29 protein-coding genes and 1 tRNA gene are annotated in these 20824 nt (G+C 66.3%); 18 read left to right on the forward strand and 12 right to left on the reverse strand.

Annotation, left to right across the window (positions count from 1 at the left end):
- Window positions 1-15 precede the first annotated feature (15 nt).
- From AC5P8D_RS00410 to AC5P8D_RS00420, 3 genes are read right to left on the reverse strand one after another with little or no spacing between them, the layout of a single operon-like run.
- Window positions 16-1575 (reverse strand): PepSY-associated TM helix domain-containing protein, encoded by a 1560-nt coding sequence (locus tag AC5P8D_RS00410; RefSeq protein ID WP_019336890.1) that lies wholly within the window; start codon window positions 1573-1575, stop codon window positions 16-18.
- A 10-nt stretch (window positions 1576-1585) separates the two neighbouring features.
- Window positions 1586-1849: a hypothetical protein gene (locus AC5P8D_RS00415; protein WP_043401932.1), complete on the reverse strand. Its 264-nt coding sequence runs from the start codon at window positions 1847-1849 to the stop codon at window positions 1586-1588.
- Window positions 1849-2145, reverse strand: coding sequence for a hypothetical protein (locus AC5P8D_RS00420; RefSeq protein ID WP_005410439.1), 297 nt, complete (start codon window positions 2143-2145; stop codon window positions 1849-1851). Before AC5P8D_RS00420 ends, AC5P8D_RS00415 begins: the two co-directional genes overlap by 1 nt.
- A gap of 428 nt (window positions 2146-2573) precedes the next feature.
- Between AC5P8D_RS00420 and thrS the strand changes: the two genes are divergently transcribed.
- The 9 genes from thrS (at window position 2574) to AC5P8D_RS00465 (ending at window position 10367) form a co-directional block, all read left to right on the forward strand.
- On the forward strand, window positions 2574-4475 hold the full coding sequence (gene thrS, locus AC5P8D_RS00425; RefSeq protein WP_043401929.1) for a threonine--tRNA ligase: 1902 nt from the start codon (window positions 2574-2576) through the stop codon (window positions 4473-4475).
- 48 nt (window positions 4476-4523) lie between these two features.
- Entirely contained in the window at window positions 4524-5066 is a 543-nt protein-coding gene (infC, locus tag AC5P8D_RS00430) for a translation initiation factor IF-3 (protein WP_005410437.1), read from the forward strand.
- Window positions 5067-5331: 265 nt separating this feature from the next.
- Window positions 5332-5529, forward strand: coding sequence for a 50S ribosomal protein L35 (gene rpmI, locus AC5P8D_RS00435; protein ID WP_005410436.1), 198 nt, complete (start codon window positions 5332-5334; stop codon window positions 5527-5529).
- Between the two features lie 11 nt (window positions 5530-5540).
- On the forward strand, window positions 5541-5900 hold the full coding sequence (rplT, locus tag AC5P8D_RS00440) for a 50S ribosomal protein L20 (RefSeq protein ID WP_005410435.1): 360 nt from the start codon (window positions 5541-5543) through the stop codon (window positions 5898-5900).
- Between the two features lie 193 nt (window positions 5901-6093).
- Window positions 6094-7089, forward strand: a complete 996-nt coding sequence (locus AC5P8D_RS00445) for a phenylalanine--tRNA ligase subunit alpha (protein ID WP_005417865.1) — start codon at window positions 6094-6096, stop codon at window positions 7087-7089.
- Window positions 7090-7176: 87 nt separating this feature from the next.
- Window positions 7177-9558, forward strand: a complete 2382-nt coding sequence (gene pheT / locus AC5P8D_RS00450; RefSeq protein ID WP_495202988.1) for a phenylalanine--tRNA ligase subunit beta — start codon at window positions 7177-7179, stop codon at window positions 9556-9558.
- A 27-nt stretch (window positions 9559-9585) separates the two neighbouring features.
- A complete protein-coding gene (locus AC5P8D_RS00455) occupies window positions 9586-9885 on the forward strand; it encodes an integration host factor subunit alpha (RefSeq protein WP_005410432.1) in 300 nt (99 codons plus the stop codon).
- Complete coding sequence (locus AC5P8D_RS00460) at window positions 9866-10222, forward strand: MerR family transcriptional regulator (RefSeq protein ID WP_005410431.1); 357 nt, start codon at window positions 9866-9868, stop codon at window positions 10220-10222. Before AC5P8D_RS00455 ends, AC5P8D_RS00460 begins: the two co-directional genes overlap by 20 nt.
- A gap of 68 nt (window positions 10223-10290) precedes the next feature.
- Window positions 10291-10367 (forward strand) — tRNA-Pro (locus tag AC5P8D_RS00465).
- A gap of 68 nt (window positions 10368-10435) precedes the next feature.
- Here AC5P8D_RS00465 and AC5P8D_RS00470 read toward each other — a convergent pair.
- From AC5P8D_RS00470 to AC5P8D_RS00480, 3 genes are all read right to left on the reverse strand, one after another.
- Window positions 10436-10876, reverse strand: a complete 441-nt coding sequence (locus AC5P8D_RS00470) for a GNAT family N-acetyltransferase (RefSeq protein ID WP_049482230.1) — start codon at window positions 10874-10876, stop codon at window positions 10436-10438.
- The gene (locus AC5P8D_RS00475; RefSeq protein ID WP_010486477.1) at window positions 10873-11226 is read right to left on the reverse strand and encodes a DUF6713 family protein; all 354 of its coding nucleotides are present in this window, start codon (window positions 11224-11226) and stop codon (window positions 10873-10875) included. The genes AC5P8D_RS00470 and AC5P8D_RS00475 overlap by 4 nt, the downstream gene beginning before the upstream one ends.
- Before the next feature lie 86 nt (window positions 11227-11312).
- Window positions 11313-11822 carry a DUF3011 domain-containing protein gene (locus AC5P8D_RS00480; RefSeq protein ID WP_010486479.1) on the reverse strand — a complete coding sequence of 170 codons (510 nt, stop codon included), beginning with the start codon at window positions 11820-11822 and terminating at the stop codon, window positions 11313-11315.
- 242 nt (window positions 11823-12064) lie between these two features.
- On the opposite strand from AC5P8D_RS00480, the gene AC5P8D_RS00485 reads away from it, so the two are divergent.
- Window positions 12065-12460, forward strand: coding sequence for a hypothetical protein (locus tag AC5P8D_RS00485; RefSeq protein ID WP_012511691.1), 396 nt, complete (start codon window positions 12065-12067; stop codon window positions 12458-12460).
- Between the two features lie 24 nt (window positions 12461-12484).
- Here AC5P8D_RS00485 and AC5P8D_RS00490 read toward each other — a convergent pair whose 3' ends face one another.
- Complete coding sequence (locus AC5P8D_RS00490; RefSeq protein WP_010486483.1) at window positions 12485-13177, reverse strand: aspartate/glutamate racemase family protein; 693 nt, start codon at window positions 13175-13177, stop codon at window positions 12485-12487.
- Window positions 13178-13262: 85 nt separating this feature from the next.
- Between AC5P8D_RS00490 and AC5P8D_RS00495 the strand changes: the two genes are divergently transcribed.
- The 5 genes from AC5P8D_RS00495 (at window position 13263) to AC5P8D_RS00515 (ending at window position 15578) form a co-directional block, all read left to right on the forward strand.
- Window positions 13263-13574: an ArsR/SmtB family transcription factor gene (locus tag AC5P8D_RS00495; protein ID WP_010486485.1), complete on the forward strand. Its 312-nt coding sequence runs from the start codon at window positions 13263-13265 to the stop codon at window positions 13572-13574.
- Window positions 13574-13924 carry an SRPBCC family protein gene (locus AC5P8D_RS00500; protein ID WP_019336884.1) on the forward strand — a complete coding sequence of 117 codons (351 nt, stop codon included), beginning with the start codon at window positions 13574-13576 and terminating at the stop codon, window positions 13922-13924. The genes AC5P8D_RS00495 and AC5P8D_RS00500 overlap by 1 nt, the downstream gene beginning before the upstream one ends.
- A 37-nt stretch (window positions 13925-13961) precedes the next feature.
- On the forward strand, window positions 13962-14570 hold the full coding sequence (locus AC5P8D_RS00505; RefSeq protein WP_329834917.1) for an ATP-dependent Clp protease proteolytic subunit: 609 nt from the start codon (window positions 13962-13964) through the stop codon (window positions 14568-14570).
- 98 nt (window positions 14571-14668) lie between these two features.
- Entirely contained in the window at window positions 14669-15310 is a 642-nt protein-coding gene (locus tag AC5P8D_RS00510) for a LysE family translocator (protein WP_019336882.1), read from the forward strand.
- Between the two features lie 94 nt (window positions 15311-15404).
- Window positions 15405-15578, forward strand: a complete 174-nt coding sequence (locus AC5P8D_RS00515; protein ID WP_006380555.1) for a DUF1328 domain-containing protein — start codon at window positions 15405-15407, stop codon at window positions 15576-15578.
- Window positions 15579-15600: 22 nt separating this feature from the next.
- Here AC5P8D_RS00515 and AC5P8D_RS00520 read toward each other — a convergent pair whose 3' ends face one another.
- The 4 genes from AC5P8D_RS00520 to AC5P8D_RS00535 all read right to left on the reverse strand — a co-directional run bounded on the left by AC5P8D_RS00520 (window position 15601) and on the right by AC5P8D_RS00535 (window position 17126).
- The gene (locus AC5P8D_RS00520) at window positions 15601-15933 is read right to left on the reverse strand and encodes an SMR family transporter (protein ID WP_100446302.1); all 333 of its coding nucleotides are present in this window, start codon (window positions 15931-15933) and stop codon (window positions 15601-15603) included.
- 13 nt (window positions 15934-15946) lie between these two features.
- The gene (locus AC5P8D_RS00525; RefSeq protein ID WP_043401897.1) at window positions 15947-16519 is read right to left on the reverse strand and encodes a TetR/AcrR family transcriptional regulator; all 573 of its coding nucleotides are present in this window, start codon (window positions 16517-16519) and stop codon (window positions 15947-15949) included.
- An 88-nt stretch (window positions 16520-16607) separates the two neighbouring features.
- The gene (locus tag AC5P8D_RS00530; protein WP_005410421.1) at window positions 16608-16841 is read right to left on the reverse strand and encodes a DUF1653 domain-containing protein; all 234 of its coding nucleotides are present in this window, start codon (window positions 16839-16841) and stop codon (window positions 16608-16610) included.
- Window positions 16842-16853: 12 nt separating this feature from the next.
- Window positions 16854-17126, reverse strand: coding sequence for a hypothetical protein (locus AC5P8D_RS00535; RefSeq protein WP_019336879.1), 273 nt, complete (start codon window positions 17124-17126; stop codon window positions 16854-16856).
- 402 nt (window positions 17127-17528) lie between these two features.
- Between AC5P8D_RS00535 and AC5P8D_RS00540 the strand changes: the two genes are divergently transcribed.
- From AC5P8D_RS00540 to AC5P8D_RS00550, 3 genes are all read left to right on the forward strand, one after another.
- Complete coding sequence (locus tag AC5P8D_RS00540) at window positions 17529-17735, forward strand: hypothetical protein (RefSeq protein ID WP_010486505.1); 207 nt, start codon at window positions 17529-17531, stop codon at window positions 17733-17735.
- Window positions 17736-17866: 131 nt separating this feature from the next.
- A complete protein-coding gene (locus AC5P8D_RS00545) occupies window positions 17867-18430 on the forward strand; it encodes a DUF3011 domain-containing protein (protein ID WP_010486507.1) in 564 nt (187 codons plus the stop codon).
- A gap of 167 nt (window positions 18431-18597) precedes the next feature.
- Window positions 18598-18801, forward strand: a complete 204-nt coding sequence (locus tag AC5P8D_RS00550) for a hypothetical protein (protein WP_005417823.1) — start codon at window positions 18598-18600, stop codon at window positions 18799-18801.
- A gap of 100 nt (window positions 18802-18901) precedes the next feature.
- Here AC5P8D_RS00550 and dxs read toward each other — a convergent pair whose 3' ends face one another.
- On the reverse strand, window positions 18902-20809 hold the full coding sequence (gene dxs, locus AC5P8D_RS00555; RefSeq protein ID WP_010486509.1) for a 1-deoxy-D-xylulose-5-phosphate synthase: 1908 nt from the start codon (window positions 20807-20809) through the stop codon (window positions 18902-18904).
- Window positions 20810-20824 lie beyond the last annotated feature (15 nt).

Here is a 20824-nt window from a genome sequence, read left to right on the forward strand (position 1 = left end):
ATGCCCGGCGAAGGCTCAGTTGGCCCAGACGCTGTTCGGATCGCCGTTGCGGGCGCGGCGTTGACTGGCCACTGCCAGGCGGGCGAAGCCGAAGGCCATGGCCAGCGCGATGGCATCGACCCAGAACAGCGGCCAGTGGCCACGCGCGGCCGCACGCCACAGCCAGTCACCATTGAGTGCGCCGTGCAGGATCGGCACCAGCGCGGTACTGATTGCCGCCGCCCACAGCAGCTCGCGTGCGGCCTGTGCCGGGCGGCGCAGCGCGGCCCACAGCGCACAGGCCGCCCAGCTGCCGAAGCAGGCCCAGCGGATGCCGTGGTCGACCGCCGCCGGCGCCAGCCGTTCCAGCACCAGCGCGGTGAGGAACGCGACCGAGATCGCCACGCACAGGCCGATGCACACGCCGACCGTGGCCCGTGCCATGTTCACTCCGGCGCGCGGTTGCTGCGGCTGGCGACGCTTGCGCCGCGACTCGATCCACAGCAGGTTGCCCGAGTAGAACAGGAACGCACCGCCCAGGCCGAGCAGGAAGTACAGCCAGACCACCACGCCGTTGCCGAACTCGCCGAAGTGCAGCGCATAGGCGGCGCTGAGCGTGGCGTGGTTGGCGTCGCGCTGGCCTGGCAGCTGGGTGGCCAGTACCTGGCCGGTGGCGACATCCAGCGCCACGGCGCCGAGCGGGCCGAGGGTGCCGGTGGATTCGCCGGTGATCTCGATGGTGGCGTTGGTGTCGCCCGCGTTGGCCAGCTTCAGGTAGGCCGGCTCGAAGCTGGTCACGCCCTGTGCGCGCGCCACCTCCAGCGCCCGCGCCTGCAGCACGCGCAGGCTGCCCGGCGGCGAGGGGATGCCGGTCGCTTCACGCACCGGTGCGGTGTCCATCGCTGTTGGCACGGCCTGCAGGGCCTTGCCGTCGAAGATCAGGGGGTTGAGCAGGGCCATCTGCACGAACACCAGGCAGAGCAGGGCGCCGGTCACCGCGAACATCAGGTGGAAGGGCAGGCTCAGTACGCCGATCACGTTGTGCGCGTCCTGCCACAGCTGTTTCAGGTTGCGCCCCGGACGCAGCGCGAACAGGTCGCCGAGCAGCTTCGGCAGATGGATCACCAGGCCGCTGAGCAGCGCCATGCCGTACAGCAGGCTGACAATGCCCATCACGTAGATGCCGGCCACGGGCAGGCCCAGGCTGTAGTGCAGCTCGTTGACCAGCTCGGCCAGCCCGGTCTGCGGCGGCGTCGGGCTGCCGCCAATCTGCCCCGGCCAGGCATAGCGCCAGCTGCCATCATCGGCCTGCCAGTACGCAAGTGGCTGCGGGTGGTCGGCGCCGGGGAAGGTCATGCCGACGTGGCGGCGGGCTTCCGGGTGTGTCGCCAGTACGTCTTCCAGCAGGTACTGCGCATCGTCCAGCCCGGCTGGCAGTGCGGTGGCCGCGCCCGGGGTCTGCCACAGCGGCAGGTCGTGATGGAACAGGGTCAGCGCACCGGCGTAGAAGGCCACGAACAGGCCGAACCCGGCGACCAGGCCGACCCAGGTGTGCAGGGTGGTGAACGTGCGCAGCGTCTGCGAACTGAACTTCATGGGAGAGGTCTCATTGCACCGCGCCGGTCAGGCGCAGCAGCCCGAGCACGGCGAAGCCGGCGGCGGCGCTGCCGCCCAGCACGAGCCAGGCACGCAGCGCGCTGCGGAAACTGAACGCCCACAGGGCGGCCAGCATCCACAGCGGGATGAAAGCGATCAGGGTCGGCACCAGCGCCCGCTGCCAGGGGCCGGGCGGCAGCCATGCCAGCAGGCCGGTCGCGGCCGCGGCCAGGAAGAAGCCGGCGACGATGCCGGCGAAGGCGCGCGGCCACATCAGGGCGACTCCGTGCCCGGGCGATGCCAGGCGGCCAGTGCCGGCAGCAGCATCGCCGCCAGCATCCAGGTGCACAGCATGGCCACCAGGCCGGCGGCAAAGCCGAGCTCGGCCATCCACAGCCACAGCGCGGCGGCGGCCGCGACCAGGCCGATCTGGCGGCCCAGGCGGCCGGCCCGGCGCAGGCGCGGCCAGCGGCAGTGCGGCGAGGCAGCATAGAAGGCCAGCGCGGAGAACATCGCCGCCAGCATGCCCAGGCTGCAGAAGCCCAGGGTGGAAAGGCCGACGGTGATCATTGCGGGCGGCCGCCGTGGCAGCGGGCCAGCGAACGCGGGGCACGGGCGGGGCCGGCGGGAGCCGGTCGGAGCGGGTGGCGCATCACGAGGTCCTGGGGGGAAGCGGGCAGGCTGGCACGGGGCGGGCTGCGCGGACATGGTAATCATTGCGTTTTCACGCCGCCAGCGAGGGCCATTCAGCGTACCGTACGGTAGCCCTTGGGCTTTCCGGTGCGCTGGTTTAAGATCATCACACTCCCTGACTGGAACAAGGTGGCCCGCGCCCAGCGCCGGCCGAGCGTGCGACATGAGCACTACCACCGCCCACTGTTGACCTGCCCCCGAAGGCCCTGTGTCCCTGGCGCCCTCGTGGCGCTTTTTTATTGCCCGGGCGCCGCCCCGGGAGCGCTTTCCAGCCCGCCCAGCGGGCCCCGCACGAAGCCACTGCGATGATCAACATTACCCTTCCCGACGGCAGCCGCCGCGAGTTTGAAAACCCCGTCAGCGTCATGGACGTCGCCCAGTCGATCGGTGCCGGCCTGGCCAAGGCCACCATCGCCGGTGCCGTGGATGGCGTGCTGGTCGATGCCAGCGACGTCATCGACCACGATGCCAGCCTGCGCATCATCACCGCCAAGGACGAGGAGGGCGTGGAGATCATCCGCCACTCCTGCGCCCACCTGGTCGGCCACGCCGTCAAGCAGCTGTACCCGGATGTGAAGATGGTGATCGGCCCGGTGATCGCCGAAGGCTTCTACTACGACATCTACTCCGAGCGCCCGTTCACCCCGGACGACATGGCCGCGATCGAGAAGCGCATGGGTGAACTGATCGCCCAGGACTACGACGTCATCAAGAAGATGACGCCGCGCGCCGAAGTGATCGAGATCTTCAAGGCCCGTGGTGAGGACTACAAGCTGCGCCTGATCGAGGACATGTCCGACGACATCCAGGCGATGGGCATGTACTACCATCAGGAATACGTGGACATGTGCCGTGGCCCGCACGTGCCGAACACGCGCTTCCTGAAGGCCTTCAAGCTGACCCGCATCTCCGGCGCCTACTGGCGTGGCGACGCGCAGAACGAACAGCTGCAGCGCATCTACGGCACCGCCTGGGCGGACAAGAAGCAGCTTGAGGCGTACATCAAGCGCATCGAGGAAGCCGAGATGCGCGACCACCGCCGCATCGGCAAGCAGCAGGACCTGTTCCACCTGCAGGAAGAAGCGCCGGGCCTGGTGTTCTGGCACCCGAAGGGCTGGGCGCTGTGGCAGGTGGTCGAGCAGTACATGCGCAAGGTCTACCGCAACAGCGGCTACGGCGAAGTGCGCTGCCCGCAGATCCTGGACGTGAGCCTGTGGAAGAAGTCCGGCCACTGGGACAACTACCAGGACAACATGTTCTTCACCGAATCGGAGAAGCGCACCTACGCGGTCAAGCCGATGAACTGCCCGGGCCACATCCAGGTGTTCAACCAGGGCCTGCACAGTTACCGCGACCTGCCGATCCGCTACGGTGAGTTCGGTTCCTGCCACCGCAACGAGCCGTCCGGCGCGCTGCACGGCATCCTGCGCGTGCGTGGCTTCACCCAGGACGACGGCCACGTGTTCTGCACGGAAAACCAGATCGAGTCGGAAGTGACGGCCTTCCATCAGCAGGCGCTGGCGGTCTACCAGCACTTCGGCTTCGACGACATCCAGATCAAGATCGCCCTGCGCCCGGAATCGCGCCTGGGTGACGATGCGACCTGGGACAAAGCGGAGGGCGCGCTGCGCTCGGCGCTGACCGCCTGTGGCGTGGAATGGCAGGAGCTGCCGGGCGAGGGTGCCTTCTATGGCCCGAAGATCGAGTACCACCTGAAGGACGCCATCGGCCGTACCTGGCAGCTGGGCACCATGCAGGTCGACTTCATGATGCCGGGCCGCCTGGGCGCCGAGTACGTGGACGAGAACAGCCAGAAGAGGCACCCGGTCATGCTGCACCGGGCCATCGTCGGCTCGATGGAGCGCTTCCTGGGCATCCTGATCGAGCACCATGCCGGCCAGTTCCCGGCCTGGCTGGCCCCGACCCAGGTGGTGGTGGCCAACATCACCGACGCCCAGGCCGACTACGTCTCGGGCGTGACCAAAACCCTTGCGGAGCAAGGCTTCCGCGTCAGCTCGGATTTGCGTAACGAGAAGATCGGCTATAAAATCCGCGAGCATACGTTGCAGCGCGTGCCCTACCTGCTGGTCATTGGTGACCGCGAGAAGGAAAATGGGGCTGTGGCGGTGCGTACGCGTTCTGGCGAAGATCTGGGCAGCATGAGCCTGCAGGCCTTCATCGAGCGGCTCCACGCCGAGGGCGCGTAAGCAAAGGTCCGGTCCGGGCGCACAGGCACCCGGACCGGTTCGATACCCTTGGGAGAACGTAATATCAGCACCCCTGACAACAAACAGAACCGCAAGAATCAGGAAATCCGTGTGCCGCGCGTCCGCGTGATCGGCAGTGACGGAGAAATGATCGGCGTGTTGTCGCGCGACGAAGCGCTGTCCATGGCCGAAGATGAAGGCCTGGACCTGGTCGAAATCCAGCCGCAGGCCGATCCGCCGGTCTGCAAGATCATGGACTTCGGCAAGTTCAAGTTCGAAGCGCAGAAGAAGGCCAGCGAGGCCAAGAAGAAGACCAAGCAGGTCGAGATCAAGGAAGTGAAGTTCCGTCCGGTCACGGACGAGGGCGACTACCAGATCAAGCTGCGCAAGATGCGCGGGTTCCTTGAGGATGGTGACAAGATCAAGGTCAACATCCGCTTCCGTGGCCGTGAAATGAGCCACCAGGAACTGGGCCGCGAAATGGCCAACCGGATCGAGACCGATCTGGGCGAGGACATCGTCATTGAATCCCGTCCGCGCCTGGAAGGGCGTCAGATGGTCATGATGATCGCGCCGAAGAAGAAGACCTGAGGCCTGACGGGCCGCCCTCCGGGGCGCCTGGCTGAACGGTTCAGGGTGAAGGGGCGCCATCGGCGCCCCTTCGCTTTTGCGGCATGCCGGTGAATTGCCGTGAAAGGGTTGCAGGGGCTGGTGGCAGGGCGGTTTTGCCTGTATCATGCCCGGCTCGACCCACCCAGGACGGGTCGTACGCCGATCATGGCAGGACGGAAAGAGCGGCCCAGGCCGCCGCCAGATCAGTCAGAAACCAGGGTCATATCCCATCAAGGACATTGCAATGCCCAAGATCAAGACCAACCGGGCAGCGGCCAAGCGTTTCCGCAAGACCGCCTCGGGCAAGTACAAGTGCGGCCACGCCAACCGTAGCCACATCCTCACGAAGAAAGCGACCAAGCGTAAGCGTAATCTGCGTCAGACGGGCCATGTCCGTGCAGAAGACGCAGGCCGTCTGGACCGCATGCTCCCTTACCTCTGAGGAACTGAAAAATGGCACGAGTTAAGCGTGGCGTACAGGCGCGTCGCCGCCACAAGAAGATTCTGGATCTCGCCAAGGGCTATTACAACGCCCGTCGCAAGGTCTTCCGCGTCGCCAAGCAGGCGGTCATCAAGGCTCAGCAGTACGCCTACATCGGCCGTAAGCAGAAGAAGCGCAACTTCCGTTCGCTGTGGATCACCCGTATCAATGCGGCTGCCCGCATCAACGGCCTGAGCTACAGCCGCTTCATGAACGGTCTGCTGAAGGCCGGCATCACCCTGGATCGCAAGGTCCTGGCTGACATCGCCGTGCACGACGCAGCCGGTTTTGCTGCGCTGGCCGAAAAGGCCAAGGGCGCGCTGGCGGCATAAGTCCTTCCCGATGCCGTAACCGTTCACTCGGAACGGTGTCAGGTCAAGGCAATGCATGGGGAAGGGCGCAAGTCCTTCCCCATTCTTTTTTGGGTCCCGGCGAGGCCACGATGGCAGCGCGGGGACGGCGGTGGCGACAGGGGTCGGCCCTTCGCGCATCGCGATGGCAGATCGACTGGAGTTCCGGCCCCCCATGAGCGACATCCAATCCCTCACCACCCAGGCGCTGGCCGATGTGGCCGCCGCACAGAGCCCCGACGTGCTGGAACAGCTGCGCGTGGCCCTGCTTGGCAAGAGTGGCAGCATCACTTCGCAGCTCAAGCAGCTCGGCGCGCTGCCGGCCGACGAGCGCAAGGCCGCCGGTGAAGCGATCAACCAGGCCCGCGATGCGCTGACCCGCGCGCTGGGTGAGCGCAAGGCACTGCTGGAAGACGCGGCACTGGATGCGCGCCTGGCCGCCGAAGCCATCGACATCACCCTGCCGGGTCGCAACGGCGACCGCGCCGGCCTGCACCCGATCACCCGCACCCTGGAGCGCATCACCGGCATCTTCGGCCGGCTGGGCTACGAGCTGTCGGAAGGGCCGGAGATCGAGGACGACTGGCACAACTTCGAGGCGCTGAACTTCCCGCCGCACCACCCGGCGCGCGCCATGCACGACACCTTCTACTTCGGCGACGGACGCCTGCTGCGCACGCATACCTCCGGTGTGCAGGTGCGCTACATGGGCGACCACGCGCCGCCGCTGCGCATGATCGCCGCCGGCAAGGTGTACCGCAGCGACAGCGACCAGACCCACTCGCCGATGTTCCACCAGGTCGAAGGCCTGCTGGTGGACGAGCATTCGACCTTCGCCGACCTGAAGGGCACGCTGGCCGAGTTCGTGCGCGCGTTCTTCGAGCGCGACTTCGAGATGCGTTTCCGTCCCAGCTACTTCCCGTTCGTTGAACCGGGTGCGGAAGTGGACATCGCCTGGCAGCAGCCCGATGGCAGCACCCGCTGGCTGGAAGTGCTCGGCTGCGGCATGGTCCATCCGAACGTGCTGCGCAATGTCGGCATCGATCCGGAGCGCTACACCGGCTTTGCCTTCGGCATGGGCGTGGAGCGTTTCGCGATGCTGCGCTACGGCGTCAACGACCTGCGCGCGTTCTTCGAGAACGACGTGCGATTCCTGAAACAGTTCGCGTAAGTCGCAACCATGTAGAGCCGAGCCATGCTCGGCTGCTCCTAAATTCGCAGGCCCAGGCGCATGCGCCGGGCCCACCAGGGTGACACCATGAAATTCTCCGAAAACTGGCTGCGCAGCCACGTCCCGACCTCCGCCTCGCGCGATGAGCTCAGCGCGGTGCTGACCGCCATCGGCCTGGAAGTGGAAGAGGTGGCCGCGCTTGGCGAAGGCCTCGAGCACGTGGTCGTGGCGCGCATCGTCGAAGCGGTGCGCCATCCCGAAGCCGATCGCCTGCAGGTGTGCAAGGTCGATGCCGGGCAGGGCGAGCTGCTGCAGATCGTGTGCGGCGCGCCGAACGCGCGCCCGGGCCTGGTCGCGCCTCTGGCGATGGTCGGCGCGCAGATCGGCGAGCTGAAGATCAAGCCGGCCAAGCTGCGCGGCGTCGAGTCCAACGGCATGCTGTGCTCGGCCAAGGAGCTGGGCCTGGACAACGATGCCTCCGGCCTGCTGGAACTGCCGAACGACGCACCGGTCGGCCAGTCCCTGGTCGAGTATCTGGGGCTGCCGGACGCCAGCATCGAGATCAAGCTGACCCCGAACCGTGCCGACTGCTTCAGCCTGCGCGGCATCGCCTACGACGTCGCCGCCGCCACCCGCAGTGAAGTGCTGGACTTCGCGGCCGACGCCATTGCGCCGGTCGGCAGCCGCGAACTGTCGATCCAGCTCGACGCCGGCGCCGAAGCACCGCGTTACCTGGGCCGCGTCATCGAAGGCGTCAACGCCGCTGCCAAGACCCCGCTGTGGATGGCTGAGCGCCTGCGCCGCAGCGGTGTGCGTCCGGTCTCGCTGCTGGTCGACATCACCCAGTACGTGATGCTGGAGCTGGGCCAGCCGATGCATGCCTACGACCTCGGTACCCTGCAGGGCAGCATTGCCGTGCGCCGTTCGCGCGCGGGCGAGAGCCTGAAGCTGCTGGACGGCCGCGATGCCGCACTGGACGACAGCTTCCTGGTGGTTGCCGATGCTGACCGTGCGGTCGGTCTGGCCGGCCTGATGGGCGGCTTCGATACCCGCGTCACCGACGCGACCACCGCCGTGTTCCTGGAAGCTGCGCACTTCGCGCCGGCCGCGATCATGGGCCGTGGCCGCAAGCTCGGCCTGCACACCGATGCCGGCCACCGCTTCGAGCGTGGCGTCGACCCGGCATTGCCGCGCACCGCCATCGAATACGCCACCCGCCTGGTGCTGGACCTCGCCGGCGGTACCCCGGCGCCGGTCACCGAGGCCGTGCGTGCCGATGACCTGCCGCAGCCGGCGACGATCGTACTGCGCCGTGCTCGCATCAGCCGCGTGCTGGGCATCACCATCGACGACGCCGAAGTCGAGCGCATCCTGCGCGCGCTGGGCATGGACGTGGCTGCGACGGCCGAGGGCTGGCAGGTCGCCGCGCCGAGCCGTCGCTTCGACATCGCCATCGAAGAAGACCTGATCGAAGAACTGGCCCGCATCCACGGTTACGAGCAGATCCCGACCACGCTGCCGGGCGGTGCCTCGCGCGTGGCGATGCCGAGCGAGACCCAGCTGGACGCGCTGAGCGTTCGTCGCCAGCTGATCGCCCGCGACCAGCAGGAAACCGTCAACTTTGCCTTCGTCGACGACGCGCTGCTGACCCAGTGGCAGCTGCGCGATGGCCTGGTACCGCTGGCCAACCCACTGTCGGCCGAACTGGCGGTGATGCGCCCGTCGCTGCTGCCGGGCCTGGTCGCCACGCTGGGCCGCAATGCCGCGCGCCAGTTGGGTCGCGTGCGCCTGTTCGAGCTCGGCCGGGTGTTCACCCAGCAGGCCGGAGATGGCCAGCCGGCGCCGCTGGAAACCCCGCGCGTGGCCGCTGCGGTCTGCGGTGATGCGCAGGCGGTGCAGTGGGGCCTGCCGACCCGCAAGGTCGACTTCCACGATCTGAAGGGCGACCTGGAATCGCTGGCCGCTGCCAGTGGCGCGCAGCTGGAGTTCCGCCCGTCGGCCCGTCCTTACGGCCACCCGGCGCGCTCGGCCGAGGTGTTCCGCGATGGCGTGGCGATGGGCTGGATCGGCCAGGTCCATCCGCGCCTGGTCAAGGCGATGGACATCGAATCCGACGTCTACGCCTTCGAACTGGATCTGGAACCGCTGACCGCCCGCCGCCTGCCGCGTGCCGGCGAGCTGTCGCGCTTCCCAGCGGTGCGTCGCGACCTGGCGTTCCTGGTGCCTGAACAGGTGGCCTGGGCCGATCTGGCGGCGACCGTCCGCCAGGCCGCCGGCCCGCTGCTGCGCGACCTGAACCTGTTCGACCGCTATGTCGGCCAGGGCGTCGAGCCGGGATTCAAGAGTCTCGCTATGGGCTTGATTTTGCAGGACAAGTCGCGCACTCTGACGGACCGCGACGTGGATGCGGTGGTGGCCGAGGCGGTCACTGCCATCGAGCGTGAACACCACGCCCGGATCCGCGGCTGAGCGGGCAGCACTCGGGGGTAGCAGGCAATGGCATTGACCAAGGCGGAGATGGCGGAAAAGCTGTTCGACGAAGTCGGTCTGAACAAGCGGGAAGCCAAGGAATTCGTCGACGCGTTTTTCGATGTGCTGCGTGAAGCATTGGAACAGGGACGTCAGGTGAAGCTGTCGGGCTTCGGTAATTTCGATCTGCGGCGCAAGAACCAGCGCCCGGGTCGCAACCCCAAGACCGGCGAGGAAATTCCGATTTCCGCCCGTACGGTGGTCACCTTCCGTCCGGGCCAGAAGCTCAAGGAGAGGGTGGAAGCTTATGCTGGATCCGGGCAGTAACCGCGAACTACCGCCGATCCCGGCCAAGCGCTACTTCACCATCGGTGAAGTCAGCGAGCTGTGCGACGTCAAGCCGCACGTCCTGCGCTACTGGGAAACCGAGTTTCCCAGCCTTGAGCCGGCCAAGCGCCGAGGCAACCGCCGCTACTACCAGCGCCATGACGTGCTGATGGTGCGGCAGATCCGCAGCCTGCTGTACGAACAGGGCTACACCATCGGTGGTGCACGCCTGCGTCTGGACGGCCCCGATGCCCGCGAGGAATCGGCGCTGAGCAACCAGATCATCAAGCAGGTACGCATGGAGCTGGAAGAAGTGCTGCAGTTGTTGCGCCGCTGATCCCATTTCCATCGTAATCCGCTATACTTCACGGCCCGCCGCACTGGCGGGCACATCGCAGCATCAGTCGGGGCGTAGCGCAGCCTGGTAGCGCATCTGCCTGGGGGGCAGAGGGTCGTCGGTTCGAATCCGGCCGTCCCGACCACTGTGATGAATCAAGAAGCCTGCGCAGCAATGCGTGGGCTTTTTTGTGCGCGCTGCTGATGCCGATGATCAGTCTTCAGCGAAGCGGTAGATCAGCTCCGGGTCGCCGTCATCCAATCCGTGCACGATGCCGCTGTCGATGAAGCCCGACGCAACGAGCAGGCGCTGCATGCCGATGTTGGAGGCATTGGTCGAGGTGAACAGCTTGCCGCGACCGCGCCGTGCGATCGCGTGTCGCAGCAGTGCGGTACCAATGCCGTGGCCGCGGCGTTCGCGCGCCACCATCAGCATCTCGACGAAGGCCTCGCCGAAGAAGTGGTGATGCATGACCAGGTAGCCGACGACCCTGCCGTCCTGCTCGGCGACATACACGCCGCCGTGTGCCAGCCAGTTGCCAATCTGCATGATCCGCTCTGGATCAATGGCTGCCACGCTGTCGAGCGCGATCAAGGCATCCGCGTCCTGGGGGCTGCCGTTACGCAGGCGCGGAGAACGGGACGTCTGGCTCATCGCGGGCGGAGCTGCAGCAACAGACCGCCACCCGATACAAAACAGGCGAGCAGGACGATGATCGACAGCGGCAGGTGGAATTCATTGCGACCGAGCAGGGCAAACGCCAGGTGGATCAGCGCCGTGCCAATGCCGAGCGCGCCACAAACCAATGCATAGCCGCGCGCCGTGGATGTACCCAGCAGGGCATGGCGATAACCCCAAAGCACGGCGCCGACTGCGAACAGGTTGAACAGCAGGAAGCCCTGGATGCCGCCGGGCACATGGAACATGGTCCATTCCTGCCAGAACGCAGCGTCGATCTGATGCAGGATCAACGCCAGCAGCGTCGCCAGATACCATCGTTCCATGTCGTGCTCCCTGCCATGCAGGCCATAGTCTATCGACTCCGCCTTGCACGCACGCCTACGCGTTGCAGCCAGCGCGTGGCAGGCAGTCAATACACCCGGAACTCGGCACGGCAGCCGTCGCTGACCCACACGCCGCGACGGTCCCAGCCCCAGTTGCGGTCCTCGATGCAGGTCGTCACCGATTTCTGCTTGACCAGCCGTACCTCGTGACGAACGCGAATCCGGCACTCCTTGTCCTTGTTCTCGTAGGACTCGCAGACCAGGCGTTCACCCTCGTTGTCGCGGTCACGGCCGCGGCCACGTCCCGGCCATCGCCCGTATCCATCGGCGACGAACTCGGCGCGGCAGCCGTCGGTCACCCATAACGTGCGGCGGCTCTGGCCCCAGTTCTGGTTCTCCACGCAGCGGGTGACCGACAGTTGCCTGGCCAGGCGCATCGGGCCCTCGATGGGGCATTGCTCGGTCTTGTTGAACTGGGATTCGCAGCGCAGCGCTGGAATGTGATCAGTGTCGTAGTCCTGGGCGGCCACGGCGGTGGCGGCCAGCAGCAGGACAAGGGCGGCGCCGGTGATCGGCAGCAGCGGGCGAAGGGTCATAGGGAGCCTCGAGCGTGGATTCGGGCGGCAAGAATGACCCAGCACGAGGCCGTCGGAACGCATCGTTCCGGATGTGGCTCAGTAAGGATTTAGTAGTGCGCACGGGCCCATGCAGAGGCTTACATCCCGTATCATCGCTGCACATCCGATCGCATCGGTTTACACCTTCTTACATGTCTTCCACGCCTGTCGGCGCAGCCTGTGGCTGCCGTCACTGGTGTGCGGGCGGCCTGTGGGGGAGGATGCGCGGACCACGACGACCACAGGGGGTTGCGTTGATCAGCAGTACCGTCATTCATCGCTCGGCCGACGCAGGCGGCGCCGAGGTGCGGGTCCTGGACACCACGTTCAAGGGCAAGCATGTGTTCATTGCCTGGGGCCTGCGCGGGCCGGAACTGACCCGCAGCGCGGACCCGGCTGCGACCGTGGCCGCACGCAAGGCGCTGCACGCGGTTGCCGGCCACAGCGAAGGGCCGCGCAGCCCGGAAGTGTTCATCGCCAACCAGTCGGCGGTGGCGATCACGGTCTATCGCCTGCTTACCGAAGCGCGCTCCGGCGATGCCATCTTCTTCCTGTGCGATTCCCAGGCGGTGGTCGAGTGGCTGATCACCGCGCTGGAAGTGCAGGGCGCGGACTGATTCCGCGCTGCACCGAAGGCAGGATCAGGCCAGTGCTGCGTCCACGGCAGCCCGCGCATGCAGGGCAGTGGTATCGAACAACGGCACTGAACTGTCCTCCGGGCGTACCAGCAGCATGATCTCGGTGCAGCCAAGAATGATCGCTTCGGCACCGCGCGCCACCAGTCGCGCGATCACGCCGGCATAGACCTGCCGTGAGTGCTCGCTGACCACGCCGGCAATCAGCTCCTGGTAGATGATGTCGTGCACGCTGCGCCGGTCATCGGCATCGGGCACCAGCACTTCCAGATCGAAGCGATCCTGCAGCCGGCCGCGGTAGAAGTCCTGCTCCATGGTGAAGGCGGTGCCGAGCAGGCCCACCTTGCGTGCGCCTGCCTGCACGATGGCCTGGGCGGTGGGGTCGACGATATGCAGCAGCGGCAGTGGGCAGGCCGCCTCGATGCGGTCGGCCAGCGTGTGCATGGTGTTGGTGCAGACCAGCAGCAGATCGGCACCACCGGCCTGCAGGCGCCGTGCGGCGTCGACCATGTGGTCGCCCAGTGCATCCCAGTCGCCGTCGTGCTGCAGCTGCTTGATCGGGGCGAAGTCCACCGACCACAGCAGCAGCTGCGCGGAGTGCGCGCCACCGAGGCGCTGCCGTACGTCCTCGTTGATGAGCCGGTAGTACTGGGCCGAGCTTTCCCAGCTCATGCCGCCGATCAGGCCAAGGGTCTTCATGCATTGCTCCAGGGAAGAGGCTGTCATTGCAGCACAGCAGATCGGAGGGTTGCATTAAACATTAGTGGATACTAATGTATTGATCATGATCGAGAACGCCCTGTTCAAGGCGCTGGCCGACCCCACCCGCCGCCATATCTTCGAAAAGCTGGCCGAGGGCGGGCAGCATGCCAGCGCGCTGCGCGAGGGCATGGCGATCAGCCAGTCTGCGATGTCCCAGCACCTGGCAGTGCTGCGCGATGCCGGACTGGTGCATGAGCAGCGCCAAGGCCGCTTCGTCCACTACGAGGTCGATCCGCGCGGGCTGGCCCACATCGGCCGCTGGTTGCAGCGCTACCGGGCCTACTGGCCGGCGCGGATGTCCGCACTGCAGAACCTGTTGGAGGAGATGGACTGATGGACGACGTTCTGAACGAAGCGGCTCCCGCCTTGGTGATGGAGCAACGGCTGCCAGCACCACCGGGACGGGTCTGGCGCGCACTGTGCGATCCAGCGCTGCGTGAGCGCTGGTTGCCTGCAGCCGATCTTGCCGACCCGCAGCCCTGCCTGTGCGAGGAAGGACGGGAGCTGGGGTTCCACTTGCGCGATGCGCAGCCCCCACATCTGCACAGCCTGGTGTGTTTCCAGCTGCGCGCGGATGACAGTGGGGGGACGGTGCTGACCATCGTGCATCGGCTCACCGACCTGCGCGCGCCGCTGCCGTTGGCCGCCAACGACGATCATCGCACCATGATGCGCGCGGCCTGAGGTGGCGCCTCAATCCCACCGGACAAGGAGCAGGCACATGCCGGACAGAATGCAGCTGGTACCGATGGTGGTGGAGCGCAGCGAGCGGGGCGAGCGCTCCTATGACATCTACTCGCGGCTCCTGCGCGAGCGCATCATCTTTCTCAACGGCGAAGTCGATGACGCCGTGTCGGCGCTGGTCTGCGCGCAGTTGTTGTTCCTGGAATCGGAAAACCCGGAGAAGCCGATCCATCTGTACATCAACTCGCCGGGTGGGGTGATCTCCAGCGGCCTGGCGATGTACGACACGATGCAATACATCTCGGCCCCGGTGCATACGCTGTGCATGGGCACCGCACGGTCGATGGGTTCGTTCCTGCTGATGGCCGGCGAGCCCGGTCACCGCGCGGCGTTGGCCAATGCCAGCCTGCACGTGCACCAGCCGCTGGGCGGGGTGCAGGGCCAGGCTTCGGACATCTTCATCCACGCCGAGGAAATGCAGCGCACCAAGCAGCGCATCACCCGGCTGTATGCGCAGCATTGCGGACGCAGTGTCGAGGAGGTCGAGCAGACCCTGGACCGCGATCATTTCATGAGTGCCGAGCAGGCATGCGAATGGGGCCTGATCGACCAGGTACTGGTACGGCGCGACGCGCACGCGGCCTGAGCCTGCCTCTGTAACCACCACATCCACGCTGTGCTGTATGTGCCGCGCGTTGCAGACGCACTCTATGCTGGTACGGTCTTCTGAAGTGGATGTGCGCCATGGCCCTGCATACCTGGTGGTGGTTCCTGGCCACGGTGTTTGTTCTGTGTGGCACGCCGGGGCCGAACATGCTGCATATCCTCGGCCGCAGCGTCGGACTCGGCTTCCGCGGCAGTGTGCCGGCGATGGCCGGCTGCCTGCTGGCGATGCTGCTGGTGCTGGCCGCGTCCGCTGCTGGCCTGAGCGCATTGCTTCATTCCTCGCCGATGCTGTTCGAAGTGCTGCGCTATCTGGGTGTGGCCTACCTGGCCTGGCTGGGCCTGAAGGCATGGCGCGATAGCTGCCGTCCCGCGCCTGCGGTGACGGTGGATGCCGCACTGCCGATGACGCCGACGCTTGGTGCCTGGACCGTGTTCCGTGGTGGCCTTCTGGTGGGCCTGAGCAATCCCAAGCTGCTGCTGTTCGCGGCGGCGTTCCTGCCGCAGTTCGTCGATCCGTCACGCGGCCAGGCACTGCAGTACAGCGTGCTGGTGGCCACCTTCGCCGCCTGCGAACTGTTCTGGTACGTGATGTATGCAGCCGGTGGCCATGGCCTGCGCCGCTGGCTGGCCAAGCCGTTTGCGCGACGCTGGTTCGAGCGGCTGGTGGGCAGCGTGTTCCTGGCGTTTGCCGTCGCGCTGCTGCGCTTCCGTCCGCGCTGATTCACGCCGCGCACGCGGCCTGTTCACGACTGCCGCATCGGCCACGGCCTAGCCTGATCATCCAGTACGCAGTCCCTGCGGGGAAAGGTTTGACATGATCAAGTGGGCCATCATCTTCGCCATCATCGGCGTCATTGCGGGCGTGCTCGGCTTCGGTGGCATTGCCGGTGCCGCGGTCGGCATCGCCAAGTTCCTGTTCTGGGCCGGCATCATCATCGCCGTGGTGCTGTTCCTGCTCGGCATGACCGTAGCGAAGAAGGTCAGCTAGCGTTGATCGCGCAGCAGCGTGCTCAATGTGCGCTGCTGCGCGAGAACAGATTGATCACCATTACACCGGCGCAAATCAGGCCGATGCCGATCAACGCGGGTGCATCCAGGCGCTGCTTGAACACTACCAGCCCGATCAGCGAGATCAGCACGATGCCGACGCCGGACCAGATCGCGTAGGCGATGCCGGTCGGAATCGACTTCATGGTCATCGACAACAGGTAGAAGCACAGCCCGTAGCCGACCAGCGCGCCCAGCGTCGGCGCCAGCCGGCTCATGCCGTCGGATGCCTTCAGCAGTGATGTGGCAATCACTTCCAGCACGATGGCGGCAGCAAGGTAGAGGTAGGGATTCATTGCGCGCTCCAGCTCACTGCGGGTCGCACAGTTTCAGGGCCTGCTCGGCCATGGCCAATGCGTTGGCACGTTCCTCCTCGTCCAGCGGACGCCCATAGGCCGTGGCCCAGTAGCCATCGGCAGCGCAGCGCGCCGCGTACAGCCGGGGATCGTTGGCTTCGCCGGCGAATTCGGCCAGCATCGCACGCTTCCAGGTGCGCCAATGCGCGAGCAGGGCCGGTTCCATCAGGTTGCCGAGGGTCAGGCCGATGTCGTTGTCCTGCTCCTGCTGCAGCAGATGCTCGAAATTGGCCTGCACATAGGCGCGGCTGAAACGGCCATGGCCTTCGGGATTCTCCTGCAGCAGGGCGCGTACCCGCGTTTCGAACTCGCCGATGAGCGCTCCGACGGCTTCATCCACCAGTGCCTGCTTGCTGCTGAAATGATGGAACAACGCACCCTTGCTGACACCAGCGGCCTGCGCGACGTCCTGCACGGTCAGCGCGGCCAGGCCGTTACGGCCGATCACTTCAATGGTGGCCTGCAGCAGTGACTGGCGCACGCTGTCGGGCGCCTTGCGGCGCGAACGGGAGGGGGATGCGGACATGGTGGGAAGAAACCGACTGGACGGTACGATTGTAGCGCAGGCCCGCTGTGTTGCCGCGCGCTGCCGGCCTGGACCGGCAGCGGAACCGTCATGCGTCGACGCGGGCGAAACGTGGTTGCGGTCCGTGCTCGCCGGGCACCTGCTCGACGAACATGGCGTACGGGCGTACCCACAGACCGCCTTCGCCATACAACGCGCGGTACAGCACCATCGGCTGCAGGGTCTCGCTGCTGCGGACGATGTCCAGCACTTCGTACTCGCCGCCCTTGAAGTGGCGGTAGCGGCCCGGGGCCAGGGTGGGGAGCGGACTGAGCTCAGCCATGGTGGGCGCGACTCACTTGCGCGCCGGGCTGGCCGGCTTTGCGCAATAGGCGTTGATGGCTTCGGCGGTGTTGGCCAGGCCCTGTGCCTGCGCCAGTTCCCACGGGCGTTCGCAACGCTGGCTGTGCTCGCACCACTGGTAGCCGGCCGAACCGATGCAGCCATGCGCATCGCGATCACCGCCGACCACCGGCGTGGCTGTCGCTTCGGCGTGCGTGGGTGCCTTGTCCGGGCTGGCGCAGGCGACCAGGACCAGTAGCGCGGGAATCAGAAGAAGGGATTTCATCGGCGGAGCTCCGTGCCTAAAGCAACAGTGTCGGCCGCAGGAAAAACGGCAGCAAGTGCTCAGTGCAGGGCGGCGCGGATCAGTTCCTCGATCAGCACCAGATAGCTGGCCACGAAGTAGAACTTCAGCAACGTCGAACGCTGCTGCGAGAAGAAGGTGCGCATGTGGAAGGGGCCCCTGTTGGTGACGGTAGTGTGAAGCTCTGTCAACTCCGTGACAAGGGTCACGAAAGGGATTCACTAAACGGCCTCAGGGATGTGAGGGCGGGGCGGTCTGACAGTCCGGCGCGGCATTTTCGTACAAATCTGATAGGCCATCCCGGAGGTGCTCGCTAGCCTGATGGTGTACCGGCACTCAGAGCCTTCCGCTGCCGGCGTGCCTTCATTCCGCAGGAGTCTTCCAATGGTCATTACCGTTCAATGCAACGCCCGGCACTGGTCCGTACTGGATCCGCAGGCGCATGACGCCACCCGTTATGCACGGGGCGCCGAGGCTTTCGATGTCGCTGCGGCGCGGGCCCTGGAGCACCACCGCCGTACCGGCCAGCGCAGCACGGTACGGGTCGAGGCGCTCGGCAATTCGGTGGACGCACTCCACGTCGGAAGTTGACACCACCGGCTGAGGCGCAGTCAGCCACGGTTGAGTTGTTTGAATGGGGAAAAACCGCCGTGGGGCGCCCCCCTGTGCGCCGCGCCACGAATCCCCGATGCTTGCGCCATCGTATTCATCCGGAGATCCCGATGGGCAAGGCACTCACCTGGCGCACCCTGGCCTGCACCCTGCTGCCAATGCTGGCGGCCGCGGGCGGCGCGCAGGCGCAGAGCTATGGTTACGGTTATGACGACGATCGCTACGGCGGTCGTGATGGCGGCGGCATCGTACGCTGCGAATCGATCAAGAACCGCAGCAATGAATGCCGCCTGGAAGGCCGTGCCCGGATGATCCGCCAGTTGTCGGGCTCGCCGTGCGTGGAAGGCGAGACCTGGGGACAATCGCGCTATGGTGTCTGGGTTACCCAGGGCTGTCGTGCCGAGTTCGTTGGTGAGTACCGCCGCGGCGGTGGCTGGGGTGGTGGCCATGGCAACGGCTGGGGCAATGGTGGCAATGGCTGGGGTGGGGGTGAGGTGATCACCTGCCATTCCAACGGTCATCGCCAGGAGTACTGCGATGCGCGCATCCGTCGTGGTGTGCGCCTGGTCCGCCAGGATTCGCGCAGCGCCTGCATCGAGGGCCAGACCTGGGGCTGGGACCGCCGTGGCATCTGGGTCAGCGACGGTTGCCGGGCGCAGTTCCAGGTGAATTGAGCACGCGCCTCGAAAATCAGAATAATCTGATACAGCTCACATTTTGAACGTCGTATCTTCTGCGATCAGGGCACCTCTGCGTGCCCCTGATCCGCCGCGATGAAGTCTGCCGTAACCGGCACGCCCGTCCCGCCACCGTCGATACGCTGCCTCAAGGAGTGAGCTGCATGTTGATCCGCCTGCAATGCGAGCAACGCCAATGGCGCGTGCTGCACCCGGACCGGCCGGAACCGATCGAGTTCCGCGATGGTGCCCGGGCCTACGATTTCGCTGAAACCCTTGCACGCCTCCACTTCGTCGACACCGGGCAGCGCGCTGCGGTGCGGGTGGAGGCCAGCGGCGCGTTCGTGGAAGCGGTCAGCTACGGCTGAGAGCTGGGGCTCCCTGATCTGTCCCCACGCATGGCGTGGATCGACCCCTGTTCCGCAGTGGATCCACGCCATACGTGGATCCACTGGGTGGTGACCGGTCTCAGCCTGCCGCGCTGAGCGGCGGGGTCCCGGCAGCCAGCTGCGGCCAGCGCTTGAGTACCGCCGCGCGGATGCCTGCGGCGTCGATGCCGGCTTCGGCCAGCAGGTCCTCGCGGCTGGCGTGGTGCTGGTAGCTGTCGGGCAGGCCCAGGTGCAGGATCGGGCGCAGCACGCCTTCGGCATTGAGCAGCTCACCGACGCCGGAGCCGGCGCCACCGGCCACCACGTTGTCTTCGATCGTCACCAGCCCCTCGTGCTGGGCGGCGACAGCCAGCACCAGCTCGCGGTCCAGCGGCTTGATGAAGCGCATGTTGACCACGCTCAGGCCCAGTTCGCGGCCAACCTGTTCGGCGGCGGCCACGGTGCTGCCGAAGGCGAGCAGGGCGATACGACTGCCCTGCAGGCGCAACTCGCCCTTGCCGATCGGCAGGGTGGACAGGTCGGTGCCGGCAGCCACGCCGGTGCCGGTGCCGCGCGGATAGCGCACGGCGGCTGGGCCCGGGTGCTGCAGGCCGGTGCTGAGCATCTGCCGGCACTCGGCCTCATTGGATGGCGCCATCACCACCATGTTCGGAACGCAGCGCAGGAAGCTCAGGTCGAGGTTGCCGGCATGGGTCGCACCGTCCGGGCCGACCACACCGGCGCGGTCAATGGCGAACAGAACATCCAGGTCCTGGATGGCCACGTCATGCACCAACTGGTCGTACGCGCGCTGCAGGAAGGTCGAATAGATCGCCACCACCGGCTTGCCCCCCTGGGTCGCCATGCCGGCGGCCAGCGTGACCGCGTGCTGTTCGGCAATCGCCACGTCGAAGTAGCGCTGCGGGTATTCCTTGCTGAAACGCACCAGGCCGGAGCCTTCGCGCATCGCCGGGGTGATGCCGTACAGGCGCGGCTCGGCGGCGGCGGCATCGCACAGCCAGTCGCTGAACACGTCGGTATAGGTGGGCTTCTTGGCGCCAGCCTTGGCCACCAGGCCCTTGTCCGGATCGAACGGACCCACCGCGTGGTAGCCGATCTGATCGCCTTCGGCCGGCTCGTAGCCCTTGCCCTTTGTCGTCATCACGTGCAGCAGCTTCGGGCCCTTGGAGGCGCGCAGCGTCTTCAGCGTGGACAGCAGGGCGGGCATGTCGTGGCCATCGATCGGGCCGGTGTAGTGGAAACCCATTTCCTCGAACATCGTGGACGGCACGAACATGCCCTTCCAGTGTTCTTCCCAGCGCTTCACGAAGCGCGCCGGGTTGTTCTTCTTGTCGCCGAGGATCTTCTTGCCGCCTTCGCGCAGTGCATTGAGCGTGCGGCTGCCGGTAGCACGGCCGAGCATCTTGGTCAGGCCGCCGACCGCCTCGGAGATCGACATGTTGTTGTCGTTGAGGATCACCAGCAGATTCGGTTCCGGCTCCATGCCGCCGGCGTGCATCAGCGCTTCGAAGGCCATGCCGGCGGTCATCGCACCGTCACCGATCACTGCAACGACCTGGCGGTTGTCGCCTTCGGACTGGCGAGCGATGGCCATGCCGAGCGCGGCCGAGATCGAGGTCGACGAATGGCCGACGCCGAAGGTGTCGTACTCGCTCTCTTCACGCTTCGGGAACGGCGCCACGCCGTCCTTCTGCTTGACGGTGTGGATCTCGTCGCGGCGACCGGTCAGGATCTTGTGCGGGTAGGTCTGGTGACCGACGTCCCAGACCAGCTGGTCCTGCGGGGTCTGGTACAGGTAGTGCAGGGCCACGGTGAGCTCGATCACGCCCAGGCCGGCGGCGAAGTGGCCGCCGCTCTTGCCCACCGATTCGATGAGGTAGGCGCGCAGTTCGTCGGCGACCGCCCTCAATTCGGATTCGTCGAACGTGCGCAGGTCATCCGGTGTCTGGATGCGCGCGAGGCGGGGATAGCGGGCAGAGTCGATCATCATGTTCGCACTTGT

This window comes from Stenotrophomonas sp. YJH_SMC_101-4 (assembly GCF_059370395.1).